The organism is Paenibacillus sp. FSL P4-0338 (assembly GCF_038002365.1).
GTDB lineage: Bacteria > Bacillota > Bacilli > Paenibacillales > Paenibacillaceae > Paenibacillus_AQ.
Genome location: NZ_JBBOCG010000001.1, coordinates 136,299 through 157,903 on the forward strand (window position 1 = coordinate 136,299; position 21,605 = coordinate 157,903).

Consider the following 21,605-nt stretch of genomic DNA (forward strand, 5'->3'; position numbering starts at 1 on the left):
GATGAGCAAGACCACAAGATGCATAAGGAAAAAGGGGGCAACATCATGTTAAAACGATTCATGGCATTATCTGCGAGTCTGCTGCTGGTGGGCGGACTGCTGGCCGGCTGCGGCGGAAATAGCAACAATAATACCGCTAACAACACGGGTGGAACAGCTGGAGCAGGCAATACACCAACGGATTCCGCCAAGCCCGTCACCATTAATATGTTCACCGCCTCTCCCGAATACACAGATGCCTTCAATGCTTATATTGCCGAATACAAGAAGGTGAAGCCGAACGTTACGATCAATCTGGAAATCATGCAGGCAGACTACAATACGGTGCTGAAATCCAAGATTGCCGCCGGCAGCACACCGGATGTGTTCCAGACCACGGCAGGCGGGGATATCGATACTTTTGCCGAATACAGCGCTGACTTGACCAATGAGCCGCTGGCCGCCGCGATGACGGATGCCGTCCGCTCCAACATGAGCTCTACCGATGGCAAAGTGCTCGGACTGCCGGTGAAGGGCAACCTGTTCGTCCTGATGTACAACAAGAAGCTGCTGGCGGATGCCGGCATCACTGAAGTGCCTAAGACAACTGCTGAAATGGATGATGCGATCACCAAGCTTGAAGCCAAGGGCATCACCCCCTTCGCCAACGCCTACAAAGAGTGGTGGGTATGGAAGCATATCTTCCAGCACTTCGTAGACGCCGCAGCGACCGATGCCGGAACCGATGCCAAGACGCTCGTAGCGGACTTCATTGCCGGGAAGACGACCTTCAAAGATCATCCGGTGCTGAACGACAACTTCTTCAGCTTCATTGATACAACCGTTAAGCACGGAACAGACAAGCCGCTTGAACGCGACAGCAACGCTGAGGTCAGTGATTTCGCCCTGGGCAAAACAGCATTCATGACCGGTAAAGGCGCGTGGGATGAAGAAGCGATTAAGAAAATTACCCCTGACTTTGACCTCGGCATCGCCGGGTACCCTGTCAGTGACAAACCGGAGCAGTCCCAGATTATCACCGGTGCCGACCAGGCACTGCGGATTAATAAGGATTCTGCTGTAGCAGCGGAAACGATTGAATTCTTCAACTGGCTGTATACTTCCGATTACGGGAAGAGCTGGTTCTCTAATGTAGCCAAGGTTATTCCTCCGATCAAGGACGCTCCGATGCCTGACCTGCAAATGCCTAAGGAAATGGAAGAAATCCTGAAGACGGAGAAATCCGGCGACCTGTCGGTGAACTACTCCCTGGATACGTTCCACCAGAAGTTCGGTGAGCTGATGCAGGCTTATATCGGCGGCAGCAAGACGAAGGATCAGGCAATAGATGAAATTCAGAAGGCTTGGATTCAATTCGGGTCTGCGGAATAAAAATAAGGTTTAATGATGGCCTCTGAGGATTGCTGAGAGGCCATCTTTCTATGTAACACAGATTATTCGGCGGGGGAGGGGGTGTAAGTGGCTGGACGTAACTGCGTGAGCTTTGGATTTCCGGCCGCTGTTATGTTTGGATTTCCCGATTTAAACTGCTCGCCGCAGTAGAAATCCAAACATAAAGGCGGTCGCTACCGCTCCTCCAATTCCAAACCTCCCTCCGTTACTTCGCCACTTACACGAGCACCGCAGGAAATCAGGAGTTACGAATACAAGAGATGGCCTCCTAATCAGGGGAGGTAGAAAAACAGGAAACCAAGTAACCAAGTAACCAAGTAACCAAGAGACCAAGAACAACATCATTTGTAAGGAGGCCAAATCAGACATGGACAGCAGGCTTATAGACATAGCCGAGAACGGGCTTTATCTTACGATTGAAATTTCGGGGGAGCTGGATGTGCGGCTGCTGCATTTTGGCGCAGCGCCGCTGGAAGCAGGGAGCATAGAAGACAAGCATAAGGCAAGCTTCCGGCTGCTGGAGCTGCAGCTGTCGGGGGAAGACCGGGCGGAATATCACGGGCGGACGCACCGCGCGTCTTATCCGGGATTACGGATGGTGTATGTCGGGCATAAGGACACGATGAATCCGCTGGGACGGAAGCTGGAGCTTACGCTGGCTGACCCGCTGACGGGTGTGAAGGCAGTACAGCATTATCAGTTCTATACTGGCGTGCAGATTGTTCGCTCCTGGACAGTGGTACGGAATGAAGGCGATGCGGAAGCGGGTGTGGAGTATCTGTCTTCGTTCGCGCTTACAGGAGTGGACAAGGAGGGCGACGGAGACCGTAACGACAAGATTGAAGTGAGTATTGCTCACAGCGGGTGGCAGAGTGAGCTGCAGTGGAAAAGCTACAGTCTGCCAGAGCTGGGCATGTCCCATCTCGCTGACCGTGGATCGAAGCGGATTGCGGCCAGCAATACCGGGTCTTGGTCAGCGGCTGAGCTGCTGCCAATGGCCGTGCTGAGCAACCAGGAGAGCGGGAGCAGCCTGTTCTGGCAGATTGAACATAACGGCTCCTGGCACTGGGAGCTGACGGATCAGGCAGATCAGCTTACACTGCTGGTCAGCGGGCCTACGGAGCATGACAACCACTGGTGGCTGAAGCTCGCCCCTGGCGAAGCGTTCACCTCTGTGCCGGTGGCCGCAGGTGTAGTAGAGGGTGGGTTCGGAGAGGCGGCTGAGCAGCTAACTGCATACCGGCGGCTGATCCGCAGACCGAATGAGGATAATGAGCGGCTGCGGGTGATTTTCAACGATTACATGAATTGCCTGTGGGGAAGCCCGACCACGGAGAAGCTGCTGCCGCTGATTGATGCTGCTGCCGAAGTCGGCTGTGAATACTTCTGCATCGATGCAGGCTGGTATGCTCCAGGTGAATGGTGGGACGGGGTCGGGGAGTGGGAGCCTTCGGCTGAGCGCTTCCCGGAAGGCATCAAATACGTGCTGGATGTGATCCGCAGCAAGGGGATGATTCCGGGCCTGTGGCTGGAGCTGGAGGTGATGGGCATCAACAGTCCGAAGCTTGCGGAGACTGACGACAGCTGGTTCTTCATGCGCCATGGCAAGCGGGTCAAGGACCGCAGCCGCTATCAGCTCGATTACCGTAATCCGGCGGTCATCAAGCATGCCGACAGCGTGATTGCCCGGCTGGTCGGGGAATACGGCGTCGGGTATATCAAGATGGACTATAACATCAATGCAGGCATTGGTACGGAGACGGAGGCAGACAGCTTCGGGGACGGCCTTTTGCAGCATAACCGCGCTTATTTGGCTTGGCTCGACAGCATCTTTGCCCGTTATCCGCAGCTGGTGATCGAGAACTGCTCCAGCGGCGGGATGCGGATGGATTACGCCATGCTCAGCCGTCACAGCATCCAGTCCACCAGTGATCAGGAGGATTACGTGAAGTATGCTGCCATTGCCGCAGGCTCTCCGGCTGCACTGACTCCCGAACAATCCGCGGTCTGGTCATATCCGCTGCGCGAAGGCGACGATGAAGAGGTTATTTTCAATATGGTTAACTCGCTGCTGCTTCGCGTCCACCAGAGCGGCCATCTGGCTGAGCTAACGCCAAGACGCCGGGCGCTGGTGAAGGAGGCGCTGGATTATTACAAGTCTATCCGCGCCCACATTCCGCAAGCCTTCGCCTTCTGGCCGCTCGGTCTGCCCGACAGTGGAGGGGAATGGGTCAGCTTCGGTCTGCGTCATAGAGACATCCGCTATATCGCTGTATGGCGAATTGCGGGAGAAGCGGCTGCGGTCACGCTGCCTGTTCCTGAGCTGAGGGGACGCGATGCGGAGGCCCGGTGTACGTATCCTGAGACACACGGGTCGCAGTGGAGCTGGAACGCGGAGGAAGGCAGCTTGACCGTTACGCTGCCCGCTGGCAAGACTGCGAGGCTCTTCGAGCTTCGTTCGTAGGGCCAGCTTCGCACACCAAGAAGAGGCTGAACAGCTGGTATGGAGTGTTCTGTATACAAAAAGGGGTATTTCTGCGCCGGAGGATGGCTGCTGAAATACCCCTTTTGCTACCTGATGAAGCTTAGGCTTTTCCGCAACAAACGGCGGGTGTAATAAAAGGACAAGAGAAGGAGGGACGCGAGAACTAAGCTGAAGGGCAAGCTCAGAAAGACCGGGACTGAATAGGACGGGGTCAGATTCATCCCTATGGCACTGACTCCGAAGGTCCGCAGCAAGCCTGCTACAGGAGCGATGATGGCACAGATGAAGCTCCCGGCCAACCAGACGCCCAGCACGGGCAATGCAAACAGGATGACGAATCCTTTTGCCAAATAGTTTAGCAATATAGGCATTGCACCAGCGGAAGAAGATTTCATGTTTGTACCTCCATCGTTATGTATTTATCTGAATAATCTTGCCTATCTGGGAAAGGGGATGAATTGTCAGCGTCTCCCGGTAACGGATCTCCCGGATGGAGCATCCCGGCCCGAGCGTAACATTCTGTCCGCACACGAGGTCTGCCTGCGTCCGGTACAGGGTGAGGTCAGCCCCTTCAATGATCTCACAGCGCAGCTTGCGGAAAGGGCTCAGCGGAATAGGGAGCAGCCTGGAGGAGGGCGACACGATAATATCACCTTCAGAGGTCATGTGTCTGATCTTGCACAAGGCCCCCAGCTTGATGCGGATGGTGCCGATGCAGGACAAGCGGTCTATACGTACGCAGCCCTCAGCCTTGAATTCTTCTGCGGCAGCCTCACCGGTAACAGACAGGTATCCATTGGACGTGATGCTCACGCCTCTGAGTTCAGGAACGCGCAGACTGCCGAAGCTGCTCAGCTCCTGCGTATTGCATGACAACCCTATGGAGCACTCTCCTCTAAGCCTCAGGCGCGTTGTGGTCAAGCTCCCGCTGACATGCAGGTGGCCCAGCACTTCCACACGGGAGGCGTCCATATCCCCCCGGCAGATCCGGGAGCCGTTGATTTTAAGAGGTTTATTGGGCGCAGGTGCCGGGTTCCGTGTAGGCATAGGTTCATTCACCGCCGTTTTATAATATTTAAGTAACTATAATATATATTAAATGAAATATATAATCAACCGCAACAATCGGGTTTCGCCTGAATCGCAGATCGTACAACAAAAAAACTGCACTTCCCTAAAGGAAATGCAATCAGTGTTTAAAGAATAACGTTAGTATTATTCTAACATTCCGCCCATCAGCTCATCGATTCTCTGGAGGGCCACCGAGATTTTGACGAGGTCAGTCAATGCAAAGTTGTCGAACAGAGAAAGGATGTGCTGTTTGCCTGGTCCGGTGAGAACAATATTGACGACTCTGCGGTCTTCCTTCGTGCGCACTCTCTCGATGTATCCCAGATCCTCCAGCTTATCGCACATGAACGAAGCGGCTCCTGGAGTAATCACTAGCCGCTCTGAAATATCCGTAATATTAAGGGAGCCGGTGAGCTGCAGCAGGAACAACAGCATGATTTGGTTCTGCGAGAGTGATCCTTTCTTGGTAATCCGGTCTATGAACGCCTGCGACTTCTGCTGCACGCTTGCCATATGATCCATGACAGTATAGACGGCTTGTTCTTTCTCTGCTTCTTTGCTCATAGAAACACTCCAATATAGTATATTAAGTAAAATATATAGATTGTATATCTTTATTGTCAAGTAAGGAAGGCAGAGCATAGTTCCAAAGGAGCAGCCGTAAGCTAAGAGCAGAACCGCTTCAGCCAATACCCTAGAGCATTTCGGGCAAAAATAGAATGAAAAGAATAAAATGGAAATAAAACGGTTTCGATTATAGATTTGTCGAAAAAACTCTAATCTTTGTCGAATTTTTTGTCGATAAATATCAAAAGATGTAGAAATAAAATTGACAGGAAAGAAATAGCACTTTACAATGCTATTATAGAGTAATCATTTCTACTTATTAGAAGCTTTGATAGCTTTTAACACCGAATGATGATCCAAGTGTTATTTCAAGGGAGGATGCATAATGATGAAAGCAACAGGTATAGTAAGAAAAGTAGATGAACTGGGACGTATTGTGATTCCGATTGAGCTGCGTAGAACAATGGGAATTGACATAAAGGATCCGCTCGAAATTTTTGTGGACGGCGAAAAGATCATTCTCAGAAAATATGAACCTACTTGCATCTTCTCCGGAAGTGCCGAGAACCTGATCAACTTCAAGGGTAAAATGGTCAGCAAAGATGTTCTCGATGAACTGATCTCAAGCTTCGACAACGTATAAGTCAAGGTTCTGAGGCAGTATGCAGTATGCAGTATGAACAGAAGGGATCGCAGTGTAAGCACGCTATGTGTTTGCACTGCGGTCCCTTTCTGTAATTAGGGGTTCGTAGACAACATCTGCTGCTTCCTATATTATTAGGGCGTGTGACCGAAGAACAATTGGGAAGGGATGATTCACCTCATGAGCAACGAAGAACAGACACAGGTGGGCAACAGACCGCTACCGAACTTAAACCAGCCGGAAGCCATCGTATTCGATATGGATGGTACGCTGTTCCAGACAGAGAGCCTGTTATTGCCCGCCTATCATAAAATGTTTGATATCCTGCGGGAAGAAGGCCTGCATTCCGGCCCGACTCCGCCGGAGGAGCGCATCCTGGGCAGTCTAGGCATGCTGCTTGCGGATATCTGGAAGAACGTAATGCCGGAAGCGGATGAGGCCGTACACCGCCGGGCGGATGAACTGCTCCTGCAGCTTGAGATTGAGGGGCTGGAAGCCGGAGGGACGGTCCTGTACCCTAAGGTAGTCGAGACGCTGCGTGCGCTGCACGCGCGCGGAGTGAAGCTGTTCGTAGCCAGCAACGGGCTGGAGGATTATATCCATAGCATTGTAGTTGTGCACGAGCTGAAGGACCTGTTCGAGGGGCTGTATAGCGCAGGCGGCTCGGGTACGGCAACCAAGACCGAGCTGCTCGGCCTTCTGCTGGACAATCACAAGATCGGCAGCGCCTGGATGGTCGGGGACCGTTCCTCCGATGTACAGGCGGGCAAGGGCAACGGACAGACCGTCATCGGCTGCGCCTATGCCGGCTTCGGGCGGCAGGATGAGCTGAAGGGTTCGGATGTCATTATCTCATCGTTCGATGAATTGATTGCTCTATATGATAACAGCGTTGCAGCTGACCTGTAATCCGGCGTACCTGGAATAAGCAGGGAGTAAGCAAGGAGTGAGCAGGAGTGAGCTTTACTACTGGGAAGAAACTTTAATAAGGTAGGCAATGTGTCAGCCTTCGCCCGCACGTTTAGGAGGGCGAAGGCGGTTTTTTCTGTTAAGCGTTCAATTCCTGCGCATTATACAACATGCTTGACGCTGATATGGAAATTATCGGGAAATGTTGTACAAAAGGCAGGATTACTTCGCATTTGAGCAACTTTGCGTTAAGATTCCTGCATTTCTTGCAACAATTCTGCCGCACACCCCAGTATTTAGATAGCCAAGTTGCATTTCCTGCAACACTTTCAGTTTGTCTTCAGCGTCTGAACCGCACCCCTCACCGCACCCCTCAAGCCCACAGCTCACCGATCTACTCTACTTAACAGACCTACTCTGCTGTTCGGAGGAGTTGCTAACCTCAACATTACAGAAACCAATCGGATAATCCTTCTACCGGCTCGTAATAACATACATAAGTGTTTTGGATCACTGGGCGCAGCAGGCCTTTACGGACTAACTCCTGCAGTTGTTTACGCGCTGTCCGAAAGCTCACATCGTATTGGAGCATCACATCTTTGGGGCGTAAGCCCTTCTTTTGACTCCAGGATAGTCTTAGGATCTCTCGTTCCAGCGGTGAGAGAGACTGCCCGGACGGGTTGCGGAGCAAGGCGGGAGTAATGACCATTTGCAGCAGCATCCGGCAGATTTCCGGGCGGTTCTGTACATCATCGAAGGAGAAATGGATGATTCTCCAGCCCATTCCGCTCAAGAATGTATCACGGTTAAGCGAGTAACTGAATTTCTCCCGGTCCATATCCTTCACATGACTCTGGTAACCGTCACACTCCAGACCGAATTTTCCGTAGGAGGGGAGAAAGGCAACATCCAGAAATTGTGATTTGCGGTTCCAGTCATAGATTTCATATTCAGGATGCAGGTCATCCAGGTTGCCGAATAGCGGCCACCAGACATTGCGCAGCATCAGTTTCTCAGCATACTGGTGCCCCCGTGAGAGACGCCCTCTGCGCTCCCCTGTTCGGACAGTTAGATGCCGGTCCAATAGCAATTGATGCGCTTTTTCAAACTCCATATGTATTCCCTCCTTCATGTTAACAAAAAAAGAACGCCCCTCTGCCAGCGATGGCTTGGGACGTTCTTCGTCTGAGCTAATTATACGCCGGCATATGGACAGGCGGCAATAAATGGTTTTTCGATGTCTGTCCATTACCCGTTTAATCGTTATCTATAGCAGCCGCCAAGAGGATATTTCCTCCCAGATCGTTTATACTGAGTTTAAATACATAACGTAATTTAGGATCTGCACAAGCAAGTGCAGAGATGGAGGTTTGTCCGATTGGAATTATTTGAGTATATTTTGTTGATGCTGGCAGCTGTGTCGCTGTCTAATCTGGTGAACCGGTTCATCCCCTCGCTCTCCGTGCCGATTATTCAGATTGTGCTGGGTATGGCCTTGACCTGGCTGCCCCTGCATTTCGAGCTGGAGCTGAACCCGGAGCTGTTCCTGCTATTATTCATTGCCCCCTTGCTGTTCAATGACGGCAGACTTGCCGATAAAGTGGCCTTATGGAAGCTGAAAAAGCCGATATTGCTGCTGGCGCTGGGACTGGTTTTTCTAACGGTAGGGGTGCTGGGATATTTCCTGCACTGGCTGCTGCCGGTATTGCCCCTGGCGGCTGCGTTTGCGCTGGCGGCGGCACTGGCCCCTACGGATGCGATTGCTGTAGGCGCATTAGAGCAAAAAGTGAAAATCCCCCATCAGACGATGCAGATACTCGAAGGAGAATCGTTAATTAACGATGCTTCGGGTCTGGTGTCCTTTCAATTTGCAGTTGCGGCTATGGTCACAGGAGCATTCTCTTTCAAAACGGCCAGTCTGAGCTTTATTGGCATCTCGTTAGGCGGTGTGGTGCTGGGCCTTGTGCTGACGTTCATTAAATACGGGATCGTGCGGTGGCTGCGCAGGCTCGGGATGGAGAATGTCACGCTACATATGCTGATTGAGATCCTGACGCCGTTTGCTATTTTTATGGCCGCTGAGGAGCTGGGCGTCAATGGCATTCTGGCAGTGGTCAGTGCAGGGATCGCGCATTCCTTCAGCTACAAGCAGATGAATCCTGAGGTAGCCAAGCTGAGCGTCGTGTCCAAAAGTACCTGGGCGGTCATTATCTTTGTCCTGAACGGTCTGGTGTTCCTGCTGCTCGGTACCCAACTGCCGGAGATTATTAAGACCGTCTGGAACAACCCGGATATAGGGAATGTCCAGGTTATCCTGTATACCCTGCTATTAACCGCTGCTGTCCTCGGTCTGAGGCTGGTCTGGATGCTGGTCATGGATATTCCCGAAGGGGAGGAGACGCGGGGACCCTGGAAGCTGGAGTTCAGGAAGGCGCTCATTCTCACGCTGTCGGGGGTTCGAGGTACGATTACCCTGGCCAGTACGATGTCACTCCCGTTTTTCCTGGATGACGGCTCCTACTTCCCCGCGAGAGACCTGATTATTTTCCTGGCGGCGGGTGTTATTCTCTGGACTCTGCTGGCGTCTAACTTCCTGCTGCCGCTGCTACTTGGCTCCGATCATGAAGCGGAGCATAATGCCGAGGAGGCTGAGGCCAAAATCGAAATTCTGCGCAATGTAGTTGCCGGACTGCAGGAGCAGGCTACAGATCAGTCCCAGTCCCGGATGGCTTTGAATCATTTGACCGGAACCTACAATGCCAGAATCCGCCTGCTGAAGAAGAAGGATGACGCTGAGGAAATGGAACGGCAGCTTGGGGTGACAGCACTCAAGTGGCAGCGGGAATACATCATGCATGCGCTCAAGCAGCACGAAGTGAACCCGTACACGGCCTACCGCTATCTGAACCGGCTGAACCGGCAGCTGTTCATATACACCCGTGATCCGCAGTACAAGAACGACCTGATTCCGTTCAAAAGCTGGGAAGAAATTACCGGTGTCATTCAGCAGGTCCGCTTAAACGCGCAGGAGCGGCGTGAGGAATCGAACCGGCTGCAGTCCGGGATTTTTGCTTACGTTCTTGAACAGCTGAGAGAGCTGCAGAATACGGGGGAGATGGAGCCTGAGGTCATTAGCTCCCTGATTCTTCGTTATGAGCGGGGTCGGCTAAGACTGACCCGGCAGGAGTCTCTCTCTGCTACGAAGCGGGAGTTCGAAGAGTCGCTGCACGAGTTGTCACGCGCGGGCATTCAGCTAGAGCGTGATAACATTCAGCTGATGTTCGAGGCCGGACGGATCTCCAGAGCTAGCATGAAGGAAATGAAACGTGATATTCTGTTCATGGAGCATGATCTGCGGGAAGAAATGGGCTGAATTCCATCTACAAGGAGATGAATCTTACATGAACAATAAAATAGTAGCGGGCACCTGTGCGGTTATTGCAGCGCTGGGAATCTACCTGTATTCGGGTAGCGGTGAACGGAAGACAACGGAGGTTGCTACAACTCCGGGCAGCAGCCAGGACATCAAGCAAATGGTGGCTGACTTCAGCTCACGCACCTTGACGGCGGAGTCCGCTTCGATTACCTCAACCCAGCTGATCGTGGAGAGCGGCGGTTCTAACGAAGCAGTCTATAGGCTGCCGGAGGATGAGTTCTTCCTGTCGGTTGCTCCTTATGTGCAGAATACACATCCCTGTGCGACCCACAGCCTGACCGGCTGTCAGGGAGAGATGGTCGAACAATCTTTCGGGGTAACAGTCGTAGACGAGGACGGTAAGGAGATCATGAACCAGACCGTCAAGTCCCAGCCGAACGGCTTCATCGACCTATGGCTGCCGCGTGATCAGAACTATAAGATGACCATTACTCATGACGGCAAAGAGGCCAAGTCCGAGATTTCCACTTTTGAGAGTGATGATACCTGTCTTACGAGTATGCAATTGAGTTAAAGGACCTAATGTGCAGACAATCATTAACTCACACGAAGAACGTCCCAAGCCGCCAACTGGCTGAGGGGCGTTTTTGTGCAAATCCTGTTAACGTTCCATTCACACTACTCTGATAATCTCTATAAGTGTTAGGTGGTTGAAATTCAACCTTCAATATAAAGATGATGCGGAGGATAATAATGTTAATATCTATGAAAAACAGGCTGATCGCTACTCTGGCAATATTGGCTGTGCTGGGATTAGCTACAGGCCTTATATTTCCCGGGAAACATGCCAAGGCGGAGACAGGGCAAGCATCTTTACCGGGTTCCCGGATGGAAGCGCCCGCCAAGCTTGAGGATACGGCAGGACTGACCGCCTTTGTGGATGGGATGATGGAAGAGTATATGAACCGGCTGCAAATTCCGGGAGCGGTTATCTCCGTCGTCAAGGACGGCAGGATTATTTTGGCCAAGGGGTATGGCAGCTCTAATCTGGAACAAGCGCTACCGGTTGATCCTGCAACCAGCATGTTCCGAATCGCTTCAACGACCAAGCTGTTTACCTGGACAGCGGTGATGCAATTGGTAGAGCAGGGAAAGATTGATCTGGACACGGACATTAACACCTATCTGAAATCCGTGAAGATTCCTGCCACTTATCCTGAGCCCGTCACCATGCGTCATTTGATGACTCATACAGCAGGATTTGAAGAGGGCGGAGTCGGTTATCAGATCACCACTGATCCTGCCGAATTGCCCGGGTCCATCTCAGAAACGCTCAATAAGCATATGCTCGCCCGGATCAGACCGCCCGGTGTGATGAGTTCCTATTCTAACTACGGAGCCACGCTTGCAGGTATGATTGTGGAGGACGTCAGTGGAATTCCCTATAATGATTATATTCAGAAGTATATTTTCGATCCGCTGGACATGAAATATTCGACGGTTGTGGAGCCTCTGCCGAAGTCATTCATCCCTTACCAAGTGGTAGGGTACAATAGTGAGACCGGCAGCTTTATTCCTGGCACACCTACGTTCGAGGGCGGCTTTCGTCCTGCCGGCTCGGCTACCGTATCCGCTGTAGACATGGCGCACTTCATGATTGCGCATCTGCAGAACGGGAAATACGGCGAACAGCAGCTTTTGAAGCCCGCAACCGCAGAGCGGATGCATTCAACAGCATTCCAATTTGATAAGCGCCTGCCGGGTGTAGCACTCGGATTCGCAGAGAAGCGGGTGAACGGGGTAACATTAATCTCGCATGGCGGCTCCGATCCCATGTTCAATACAGAATTCTATCTTGCACCTGCCAAGCAATTGGGTATTTTCTTATCCTACAATGGCGGTCAAGGCAGCGAAGCTGCGTCCAATCTGCTCCAGGCCTTCTTCAACCGTTATTATCCTGCTCCGGAGGTGGAGCAGCCGGAGTTCGCCGCTTCTGCGGAATCTGTGCAGAAATATGCCGGCTCCTATCAATTTACACGCCACAACAGCAGTGATATTGACAAGTTCTTCAATTTTTTTGCCCAGCTGAATGTTTCGATTGCGGGTAATAAGTTATCCTTGGGAAGCGGCAGTGAACAACAGCTGTATAGAGAAATTAGTCCTAACCTGTTCCAGCTTGAGGGAGGGACCGATCAGATCGGCTTCCGTACGGATGAGTCTGGCAAGGTTACTCATATGCTCCTGGACATGGCCCCGGATATGCCGCTGGAGCGGACGCCGCTCTTGGATCAGAGTAAGTTTTGGCTTATCGTCGTTGGGGTCTTGGCAGTCCTTTTCATCACCGCATTGCTTGGACCAATCCTCTTCAATCGCAGGTTCAAGGCAATGACGCTCGCAGAAAAGCGGGCCGTCCGATTATCTTCAGGAACTGCCGGTTGGGCGCTGTTATCTTTTATTACTCTGTTCATGGTAGTGATGTCCATGGACACGATGCAGAAGTTTACCAGTATCAGTCCTTTGCTGTCTCTCAGTTTGGGGATGCCAATCCTTTTGGCGGGCTTGACCTTAGCGTTGCTGGTCTCGACTATACAGGTTTGGAGAAATAAGTATTGGACCGCCATTAGGCGGGTGCATTATACGTTAGTGACGCTTTCGGCTGTCGTGCTGATGATCTTCTTCTATCATTGGAATCTGCTCGGCTGGCAGTTTGGATAACGCTTAAGAGAGAAGGGTGATCGTGGCTACTATACTTATCGCGGATGATGATGACAATATCCGGAAGCTGATGTCTCTATATCTGCGCAAGGAAGGGTTCGACCTCAGAGAAGCCAGTGACGGCACTAAGGCCTTATCCATAATCGAGGACACACAGATCGATCTTGTCATCCTGGATATTATGATGCCCGGACTGAATGGCTGGGAGCTGTGCAGGGAAATCAGGCGTTCGGATGCCAATCTCCCCCTCCTCATGGTGACGGCCAAAGCGGAGTCTGCCCACAAGATTAAAGGGTTTCAGCTCGGAACGGACGATTACCTGACCAAGCCGTTTGATCCGGTTGAACTGGTCATGCGGGTAAAAGCGCTGCTCAAACGCTCGCTGGTCGTTACTTCCCAGTCCGTGCAGCTTGGCAATGTGGTGCTTAACCGCCGGACTTTTCAGGTTACACGCGGTGAAGTGCCGGTCTCGCTGCCTTTGAAGGAATTTGATCTTCTGTTTCTGCTGGTCAGCCACCCCAGGCAGATCTTCACCAGAGAACAGCTAATTCAGCAAATCTGGGGGCTCAATTATGAAGGGGACGGCCGGACTGTAGATGTGCATATCAGCCGGCTGAGGGAGAAATTCAGCGGCAATGGCGAGGGTTTTCAAATCGAAACCGCCCGGGGTCTCGGATACCGCCTGATCCCTGAGCCATGATCAAAACCCTGTATATTCGGATCATTCTCACGTTTCTCGGCATTATTGTCTTTAGTCTGATCTGTTCCTTTTTCATTGGTTTGTATGTATTTCAGAAGCAGATAAGCTATGAGGGACAGAACGAGATGTTCACAGTGGGCAGGGAGATTATTCACCGCTATGATGACGCCAAGCCTACAGATACGGACGAGTTCCTGAATAGTATGGTTAAGGTATCCGCACATCCTATTCACCTGTACCATCCTTCGGGAGAACATACCTTTTACGGGCTCTCGGATAGTCCGGCTGTGACCATCACCCCAGAGGCTGTCCGGCAAGTATTGCAGGGCAAGGTCTATCGTTCCTCCACAGAAGATAATGATACGTTCATCGGAATGCCCTTTATGCTCAAGGGGGAGTGGCATGCGATGTTCCTTCAGTACTCTGCCGAGAACGAAAATATCGTCAACCGATTGGTTCTTTTCGTGCTGCTGCTTGTGCTTGTGCTGGGCAGTGTATGTATTGTTGTGGCTGCCAGATACCTGGTAGAGCCGATCAAGGCTTTGACCAACGCCACCAGAAGACTGGCCAAAGGTGATTTCGAAGTGGATCTTCCGAGGAACCGTGTGGATGAGATCGGGGAGCTGACACAGAGCTATGTGGAGATGGCGGGAGAACTGAAGCAGCTGGAGCAGATGAGGCAGGATTTCGTCTCCAATGTCTCTCATGAAATTCAGACACCGCTGACCTCTATATCCGGTTTTGCCAAGGCGCTGCAGAACAATGATTTGATTGCGGAGGAAGAGCGTAAGGAGTATCTGGATATCATCATTGCGGAGAGTGGGCGTCTGTCACGGCTAAGTGATAATTTGCTGAAGCTTGCTTCTCTGGATTCCGAGCATCACCCCTTCGCGGCAGTCTCCTTCCGGCTTGACGAGCAGATCAGAACAATCGTGGTGACCTGTGAGCCGCAATGGTCCGCCCGGAGCATCGTTATCGATCTGGAGCTGCCGGAAGCTGTTCATATTATAGGGGATGAAGACCAGTTGAAGCAGGTATGGATGAATCTGCTCGGCAACAGCATCAAGTTCACGCCTGAAGGCGGGAAGATCCGCATCCGTATAGACAGCAGTGCAGCGGAAGTTGCAATCACTATCAGTGATAATGGCATCGGAATATCCCCGGAAGAGTGGGGCGCCGTATTCGAAAGATTCTATACAGTAGACAAGTCGCGCAATGGAAGTAACAACGGGAACGGTCTGGGGCTGGCTATTGTTAAAAAAATCATCTCCCTGCATCAAGGCAGTATCGAGGTAGACGGTGCGGCCAAAGAGGGAACAACGATTATCGTCAGGTTGCCCGCACGCCAGCCATAATGAAATCCTTGAATTGCCGGTCCGCTGCCCGGTCTTCCTCCGTCACGGCACCGCCCCGCTGATGGGATAGAATAACGGCTTTTTGTAAATACATGAAATACAGGTGGGTGGACTTCTGCAGAAGATCCAGCCACTTTTTTTGATACTCTGGAGCCGCCGCTGCGGTCTCAAGGTTTATGTACCGGGAGTACCAGACCTCCATAGCTCTCTTGAAATCAGGCAACTCCGCCGGATCTTTGGACAGGGTGCTATAATACACTCCAAAAATCGCATCATAATAGATCAACGCCTCCTCATGCTCTCTAAGCGCGAGATATTGATCCAGAATCTTCTCCAGGGAGGGAACTGGCAGGGCAAAATCAAAATCAAACAGCAGCCTGCCAAACATCCGCTCCAGATTATCCACATAGAGCTCAGCGGCTAAATCTTCCTTGTCCTTATAATGAAGGTATAACGTTCGGCGGGAGACACCGGCTTGTCCGGCAATCTGCGTCATATCCGTTCGTTCGATTCCCTGAGCACAGAACAGGCCCAGCGCGGCCTCCTTAATGAGCCCTTTGGTCATTTGCATTTGCTTTTCACGTAAATTCAATGATCTTCTCTCCTGTCTACCTGCGAAAATATTGCTGCTGGTCCTACTCCTGCGCGGTTGCCTGCGTCTCCAGAAACTTGCTGCCTACCGAATAGCGCTTCTGCTGATTGACCGCATCCCCCAGCCACTTCACAAGCTTCACACCATCCTGCTCCGCCTGATAAAAGGTCTCCCGGGTGGCAAAAGTATGCGGGGTCGTCCCGTTCTCAGCATTCAGCCCGTAATCCGTCAGATAGTAATAATAATTAGGAACCGTTGCAGCTAGAGCAGCTACCGACTGCCGCATTTCCTCTGACCATGCCTTAATAAGACTCTGGTTCCGTGGGCCATTGTAGTCGTTGATCTTGTTCTGGAAGTGGATTAGAATCTCATCATATACCGAGTAGGCTTGTAAAAGCACCGTACCTGCTGGCAGCAGCCGGCCATTCGCCCGAAAAGCAGCCCCGATAATATCTGCCTCTGGCGCATACCCGAAGTTTGCAGTGAAATCCGAGTCCCATTCCTGCTCCATCACCTGCGGCCACTTGTCTGACTTCAGGAAGGAGCTGTCTGCATAATGGAAAATCTCAGCATCCCGGTAATGTGAAGCAATCTCGGGCGCCCAGAAGGCTGACCCGAATCCCCCCGCACTTTCCCCTGCAATCAGCAGCTTATCGGGCTTAGCCACGTTTGCATAGATCCAGTCAAGGCTGCTGCGCACATTATTACGCCCATTATACCGCATGGTGAAGCTGCTCCCATCCTCACGCGGATACGTAGCGGTGCGGTTACCAATGTGGAAGTCGCCTGTTGAATAAGGGAGGTAGACCACATTCCAGCCGTGAAACGGATTATCCGGGTTGTCCGTATCCATCATCCCGCCCAGCAAAGTCAGCATATAGAACGGAATATCAGCGAAATAGTTGCCTGTATCTCCGCCTTTAATAAAGTTCATGAGCTTAATAGGATGTGCACCGCTCCGGGCATCCCAGCTGACACCGCCACCGGAAAAAAAGAAGATCCAGTTGTTGCTCTCACCGGTCTTAGTCCAGATGAAATACTCTGATCCATCACTGGAAAGGGTATTCCCGCCCAGCTTGACCTTATTCCACTCGTATGGCTTCACTTCTGCGATGACAGCGGTTGTAGTGACCGGTCTTTGGATTACAAAAGAGTTGACCGCAAGAACAGCAATCCCAATCAGGCTCATTAGTCCTATCCCTGTGATTAACGTGATTCGCTTCATTTTTCGCATGTCATCGCTCCTTTAATCGGAGTATACAATAGGTGTATTGGTTATACAAGGTGTGTAATTAGATGATTGACAAGTTCTTTGAATCTACATCCCAAATAAAGTATTTTATGATAGTATTATCTACATGAAAAAACTAACTACCTATGCCGTTGTATCCCTTGTTCTAGGTCTCGTGCTGCTGTCCGTGGTTGGCTGTAGCAATAACCAGAACATTCGAGGGGAACAGACAGATGAGCAGACCGCCGCCGGTTATATTGAAGCGCTAGGCTATACCACGTTGCCTCTGAAGGCGAGACGTCAAGATATACGCTGGAGCCGCAGAGGCTCGAGAGCCTGCAAGATATGCAGCTCTGGGCAGTACAGGATGAAGAAGCCAGCATCTACTTCGGAAAGGAGATTACAACCTATGAATTCATAGTGAAGAATCATCCGCTGGCGCAGCAATATCCCCCAGATCAATACAAAATTTCTGTGAATGTTATGCTCGCCGATCATGAGGTTATAGGCGGTAGCTCTGCTCCGCTAAGCACAACCAAGAATCTTGTAGTCGCAGGCGGCGAGTATTCAATGGAAGGGAGGACGCTAGAAGAGATCAAGGGGTTGGAGTATCCGCAGTGGCTTGAGCATTGGAAGGAGACGTATGGCCCGGAAGTAAGCGTAAGCGGATCTATTCCAATAAATGTATTAAAGAGCTTATCTGAAAGAGTGGACTCACTACATTGGAGTGATTTTGACAAGTATGCTTTCGAGGATATCGGTTCAGGAGTGTATATCAGAAAGTACGAGATCGAAGGGGAAGGACAGTTGTTAGTTAGAGGGAAAAGTCTGGAGAAACCGCCTGAGCAAATTACTATGATTGATGCAGACGGTAAGGAGCGGGAATTTAATCCTGAGAGTTTGAGCGAACACTTAAGTAAAGTGAAAAGCTCAATGAAGGGCGATGAAAGATGAAAGCGTTACAAACGATACTCCAAGCCATTCTCTACGTGCTGCTGGTTATTGGACTACACTTAATCCTGATTTATTATCTGCAGATAAAAATGGAGAGATGGGGAACTGCATTATTAGAAGAAACCATTAGGGTGTACATCATACCGCTGATATTATGCAGTGTAAATGCTATTATAATTTCACGCAATCGGCGAATAAAGTACAAAATCAACTGGTTTTTAGTAACTATGTTATCCAGTTTATCTTAACGCTCTATTATTTGTTTAAAATGAGAAAAGAGAAAATGGGAGGTTTATACGATAATGAACAGGGATGAATTATTTTCTCATGTCCAAAAATTTTCTGAAGACCAGTACTCCAATGAACACCGCTTGAATGCAAGGATACAGCTATATCAGTATTGTGAGCATAAGGTGGATTGGCATGAATGGGTATTCGAGCATTTGGGACTTACCGAGGGTCTGAAGATTGCAGAAATCGGTTGCGGAACCGGTGTGTTGTGGGCGAAAAAACGGAGAGAAGTTCCGCTTAGATCAGAAATTGTCTTGACTGATGCCTCGAGAGGGATGATAGAAACGGCAAAAGGGAATATTCATGATCCGCTAGAGCGGTTTCAATATGAAATCGTAGATGCAGAGAAGATGCCTTGGCCGGACCATTCATTTGAGGTTTTGATTGCGAATCACCTGCTGTACCATTTTCAGGACCACAAGAAGATTTTCTCTGAAATCAACCGTGTATTGGTGCCTGATGGAACGGCATACGCCTCAACTGTAAGCGCGAACAATTATAGAGAACTATTGCAGCTGATATTGGAGTTTGACGGCAGGCTGTCTTTCTTTAACGAAGCCGTGCAAAACTTCAACCTGGAGAATGGCCAGGATATCCTCAGCAAATATTTTAAGGTAACAGCCCAATACATATTGCAAAATGATATTGTCATACAATCGGCTGCACCGCTTATTTTATATGTTGCATCCTATTTTAGCGAAGACCAGTTACGTATCCTAACGGGCAGGTTCGATGAACTCTGCGATTATCTACAAGGAGCCCTTGAACGTTCGGGAGCACTGCGTATCACCAATCGAAATGTCCTATTTCAATATCAAAGCGTTTAAGGTCTTGGACCATTAGACGAAGCAGGTTTCATTAGTTCAACAGGATAGTCAGGAGCAGGATGATTTTGAAGCTCAGCTTCTGTTCCTACAAAAAAGCGCTGCACCGTAGGCCCCTCGATTTTACCGGAACTGCTAACCGACTCGCCGTCGCCTATAGTGTGATGGTGGATCATTTGATCGACATCTAATTTTTGCTGCTTATTTTGTTCATCATAGTAGTAAAATTCTTCGAAAGATATCCCGTATTCAGGATCTGGGGTGGATGTTTTTAATACTCCAGATTCAGGAATGGTAAAAATATTTTTTCCGTTATTCTTTTCGATAGCGTTAAACCCCTCTTGATTATAAATAATCTGCACCCAACCCACATAATTGTTTGGAATAAGATAAAGATTTGGATTGCGTTTATTAGTGCTGCAGAATGCAAGGACCAATAATAACAACGGTATCAGTAGGAAAAGGGTCTTTTTCAATTTTTCTACCTCCGGAATTTAACATTAATATACAAGATTAATAGGGAAAAACCGATAATTCTAAGTGAAGGAAAAAATTTCAATTTAACCCGATATTTCTAATTGGTTGATGAATGAGGAATTTAGAGGAAGGAGAGCAGTACAAATTTAAATATGGTCAAGATTAGTTATCATGGGGTGATAGAAAGCCGCGTAACCTCGCCAAAGGAGAATACCATGATAATGAGTTTATTTTTTGTTGCCTTAAGCGCAGTCATGGGTGTAGGTATTTGGTTTTTAGTTATAGGGATTGCCTTTTCTATTGGTGGTGGCAATCTATTTACTGTAACTCACTATGATTCTTTATTTTTTTACGCTACCCTTTTGTTGTTATGTATCATAGCCTATCTTTTTTTTGCAAAACACCTAATAGAAAAAAAATTACCACTTTTACTTCTTATTTGTTTTGGGACTACGTTTCTCTTTTTTTTTCTTGCACCTTGGATTATCGAATCAAAATCATCAGTACAGCAAGAACTTTCTAACATTAGCTTTTCGAACAATGAAAAGTTTATTGAAAAAGTAGAGGTTATGGTTGAACAAGAAAAACTACCGTATTCAGTTGATGTTGAAAAGAGTAGGGAGAGATTCAAGGATATAAGAAGTATTAACGTTGTCGTAGTGAATAAAACTACCAATGAAGAGATTAAGAAAAAAGATGTCGACGAGTTACTTGGTTTAACATATGGAGAAGATGTTAGGTTGAAAATTTGCGAGAAAAGTAATGAAAGATTGCTGATAGATTTTGTAATAGATATAGATAAAAGTGTTAGTTACTGTGAACCTTATAAAATATGCGAGGACTTAGGGTTAGAGATTAAATAATCAATTAAATAAAAGATGGTATTTATAACGGAATTTGTCAAGCTGCTCTGCAACCACCTCCATGGCAGCATCCTGAATAATTATTACCGTTTCACACCAGGGGATAATCTGTTCCGATTAGAGGATTACGGCAGCATAAGGGTAACTATATTACCTAATTGTGAGGTGTGAATAAATTGAAAAAGTGCTTTTTCACAAGTGATATTTATTGTGTTTTTACATTTATTTGTTATTCGTTTTCGTTTTTTGAATCTGAAATCAAAAGCATGGGAGGAAGAGGCGGTACGACAAGCATATATTGTTTCTTTCGTTCTAATTCTCCTCTTGTATGCAACCTGCATGATTTCATTAATAACAAAGAAGATTAGATATAACCTAATATGGCTTTGCATAAGCACAATCCCTAGTGTTAGTCTTCTAATTCTTTTTTATAACAGTAAAGAATATGAACCTACTGAAAATAATTTTATAGATTTGAATTTTGACAGTGGTTTTTTTGAATTAGTAATTATCGTTCCTGTTATATACATTGTAGTACAAATAATTTTTATTTTTGTGCTATGGGTGATCAATTATTTGAAAAGATATACATAATTAAGGAGAGAAACTGACAAAAACCATAAAGGGAAAATTTTAAATTTAAACCATATATTATTAAGTGTATGATATTAGGATATTGAGAATGAAAAATGGAAATGTGTTTTCTTGAAAGGTGGATCATATGCAAAAGTTTATTACTCATATCCTCAGAGCATTATTTCATACTTTAATAATTGTTTTGCTGCATCTTCTAATTGTTTACCTTCTTGATCTCCGTATTGAAGGTTGGAATCATGAGATATTGGGGCAAATAATAAGAGCTTATGCCCTTCCTGTGAGCCTTATGTTTTTTAATCATACTATTTCTTTTAAAGACAATATATTGAAATATAAGAAGATATGGTTTTTTGTTAATCTATTTCCTACGCTATTATTATTAATAATTTTTAAAGTGACTGTTGATAATTCGAGTTCGAATTTTTTATCAGGTTATCAATTTCAATTAATTGCATTATTACCTAAAATATTTATATTAATTCAATTTATTCTTTTTTTTGTTTGGAAAGTTGAGCGTAGGAATGATCAAGATAGATACTAAATAATTAAGATAGAAAAAAATA

The 21,605-nt window shown here is 48.5% G+C and carries 20 protein-coding genes; 13 read left to right on the forward strand and 7 right to left on the reverse strand.

Annotated elements, in window-relative coordinates; genetic code table 11:
* Positions 1 to 45: 45 nt before the first annotated feature.
* Together MKZ07_RS00565 and MKZ07_RS00570 are read left to right on the forward strand one after the other, a co-directional pair.
* The gene (locus MKZ07_RS00565) at positions 46 to 1,371 is read left to right on the forward strand and encodes an ABC transporter substrate-binding protein (protein WP_036692881.1); all 1,326 of its coding nucleotides are present in this window, start codon (positions 46 to 48) and stop codon (positions 1,369 to 1,371) included.
* A gap of 388 nt (positions 1,372 to 1,759) precedes the next feature.
* Positions 1,760 to 3,856, forward strand: coding sequence for an alpha-galactosidase (locus MKZ07_RS00570; RefSeq protein WP_341023991.1), 2,097 nt, complete (start codon positions 1,760 to 1,762; stop codon positions 3,854 to 3,856).
* A gap of 107 nt (positions 3,857 to 3,963) precedes the next feature.
* Here the strand turns inward: MKZ07_RS00570 and MKZ07_RS00575 are convergent, their stop codons facing one another.
* From MKZ07_RS00575 to MKZ07_RS00585, 3 genes are all read right to left on the reverse strand, one after another.
* A complete protein-coding gene (locus MKZ07_RS00575) occupies positions 3,964 to 4,272 on the reverse strand; it encodes a hypothetical protein (RefSeq protein ID WP_036692885.1) in 309 nt (102 codons plus the stop codon).
* Positions 4,273 to 4,288: 16 nt separating this feature from the next.
* Positions 4,289 to 4,924, reverse strand: a complete 636-nt coding sequence (locus tag MKZ07_RS00580; protein WP_143804241.1) for a hypothetical protein — start codon at positions 4,922 to 4,924, stop codon at positions 4,289 to 4,291.
* A gap of 168 nt (positions 4,925 to 5,092) precedes the next feature.
* Positions 5,093 to 5,512, reverse strand: a complete 420-nt coding sequence (locus tag MKZ07_RS00585) for a MarR family winged helix-turn-helix transcriptional regulator (protein WP_036692889.1) — start codon at positions 5,510 to 5,512, stop codon at positions 5,093 to 5,095.
* Positions 5,513 to 5,900: 388 nt separating this feature from the next.
* Here MKZ07_RS00585 and MKZ07_RS00590 point away from each other — a divergent pair, with 388 nt between their 5' ends.
* Both MKZ07_RS00590 and MKZ07_RS00595 read left to right on the forward strand, forming a co-directional pair.
* Positions 5,901 to 6,158 carry an AbrB/MazE/SpoVT family DNA-binding domain-containing protein gene (locus tag MKZ07_RS00590; protein ID WP_036692891.1) on the forward strand — a complete coding sequence of 86 codons (258 nt, stop codon included), beginning with the start codon at positions 5,901 to 5,903 and terminating at the stop codon, positions 6,156 to 6,158.
* A gap of 180 nt (positions 6,159 to 6,338) precedes the next feature.
* Complete coding sequence (locus MKZ07_RS00595) at positions 6,339 to 7,067, forward strand: HAD family hydrolase (protein WP_051493286.1); 729 nt, start codon at positions 6,339 to 6,341, stop codon at positions 7,065 to 7,067.
* Positions 7,068 to 7,515: 448 nt separating this feature from the next.
* Here MKZ07_RS00595 and MKZ07_RS00600 read toward each other — a convergent pair whose 3' ends face one another.
* The gene (locus tag MKZ07_RS00600) at positions 7,516 to 8,181 is read right to left on the reverse strand and encodes a hypothetical protein (RefSeq protein ID WP_036692892.1); all 666 of its coding nucleotides are present in this window, start codon (positions 8,179 to 8,181) and stop codon (positions 7,516 to 7,518) included.
* 264 nt (positions 8,182 to 8,445) lie between these two features.
* On the opposite strand from MKZ07_RS00600, the gene MKZ07_RS00605 reads away from it, so the two are divergent.
* The 5 genes from MKZ07_RS00605 (at position 8,446) to MKZ07_RS00625 (ending at position 15,213) form a co-directional block, all read left to right on the forward strand.
* Positions 8,446 to 10,440, forward strand: a complete 1,995-nt coding sequence (locus MKZ07_RS00605) for a Na+/H+ antiporter (RefSeq protein WP_036692894.1) — start codon at positions 8,446 to 8,448, stop codon at positions 10,438 to 10,440.
* A gap of 28 nt (positions 10,441 to 10,468) precedes the next feature.
* Positions 10,469 to 11,017: a CueP family metal-binding protein gene (locus MKZ07_RS00610; RefSeq protein ID WP_036692896.1), complete on the forward strand. Its 549-nt coding sequence runs from the start codon at positions 10,469 to 10,471 to the stop codon at positions 11,015 to 11,017.
* Between the two features lie 179 nt (positions 11,018 to 11,196).
* Positions 11,197 to 13,158, forward strand: coding sequence for a serine hydrolase domain-containing protein (locus MKZ07_RS00615; protein ID WP_235218368.1), 1,962 nt, complete (start codon positions 11,197 to 11,199; stop codon positions 13,156 to 13,158).
* 22 nt (positions 13,159 to 13,180) lie between these two features.
* A complete protein-coding gene (locus MKZ07_RS00620) occupies positions 13,181 to 13,858 on the forward strand; it encodes a response regulator transcription factor (RefSeq protein ID WP_036692899.1) in 678 nt (225 codons plus the stop codon).
* Positions 13,855 to 15,213, forward strand: coding sequence for a HAMP domain-containing sensor histidine kinase (locus MKZ07_RS00625; protein WP_036692902.1), 1,359 nt, complete (start codon positions 13,855 to 13,857; stop codon positions 15,211 to 15,213). The genes MKZ07_RS00620 and MKZ07_RS00625 overlap by 4 nt, the downstream gene beginning before the upstream one ends.
* On the opposite strand, the gene MKZ07_RS00630 is transcribed toward MKZ07_RS00625, so the two are convergent.
* Both MKZ07_RS00630 and MKZ07_RS00635 read right to left on the reverse strand, forming a co-directional pair.
* Positions 15,188 to 15,805 (reverse strand): TetR/AcrR family transcriptional regulator, encoded by a 618-nt coding sequence (locus MKZ07_RS00630; protein WP_051493287.1) that lies wholly within the window; start codon positions 15,803 to 15,805, stop codon positions 15,188 to 15,190. The two genes, MKZ07_RS00625 and MKZ07_RS00630, sit on opposite strands and share 26 nt — an antisense overlap.
* 43 nt (positions 15,806 to 15,848) lie before the next feature.
* Entirely contained in the window at positions 15,849 to 17,039 is a 1,191-nt protein-coding gene (locus MKZ07_RS00635; RefSeq protein WP_341024000.1) for a pectin acetylesterase-family hydrolase, read from the reverse strand.
* Between the two features lie 342 nt (positions 17,040 to 17,381).
* Here MKZ07_RS00635 and MKZ07_RS00640 point away from each other — a divergent pair, with 342 nt between their 5' ends.
* Both MKZ07_RS00640 and MKZ07_RS00645 read left to right on the forward strand, forming a co-directional pair.
* On the forward strand, positions 17,382 to 17,990 hold the full coding sequence (locus MKZ07_RS00640; RefSeq protein ID WP_341024001.1) for a hypothetical protein: 609 nt from the start codon (positions 17,382 to 17,384) through the stop codon (positions 17,988 to 17,990).
* Between the two features lie 302 nt (positions 17,991 to 18,292).
* Positions 18,293 to 19,108, forward strand: coding sequence for a class I SAM-dependent methyltransferase (locus MKZ07_RS00645; protein WP_036692907.1), 816 nt, complete (start codon positions 18,293 to 18,295; stop codon positions 19,106 to 19,108).
* On the opposite strand, the gene MKZ07_RS00650 is transcribed toward MKZ07_RS00645, so the two are convergent.
* Complete coding sequence (locus tag MKZ07_RS00650; RefSeq protein WP_036692910.1) at positions 19,105 to 19,581, reverse strand: DUF6843 domain-containing protein; 477 nt, start codon at positions 19,579 to 19,581, stop codon at positions 19,105 to 19,107. The two genes, MKZ07_RS00645 and MKZ07_RS00650, sit on opposite strands and share 4 nt — an antisense overlap.
* A gap of 222 nt (positions 19,582 to 19,803) precedes the next feature.
* On the opposite strand from MKZ07_RS00650, the gene MKZ07_RS00655 reads away from it, so the two are divergent.
* A complete protein-coding gene (locus tag MKZ07_RS00655; protein WP_156949558.1) occupies positions 19,804 to 20,445 on the forward strand; it encodes a hypothetical protein in 642 nt (213 codons plus the stop codon).
* Positions 20,446 to 21,166: 721 nt separating this feature from the next.
* Positions 21,167 to 21,583, forward strand: a complete 417-nt coding sequence (locus MKZ07_RS00660; protein WP_036692913.1) for a hypothetical protein — start codon at positions 21,167 to 21,169, stop codon at positions 21,581 to 21,583.
* Positions 21,584 to 21,605: the final 22 nt, after the last annotated feature.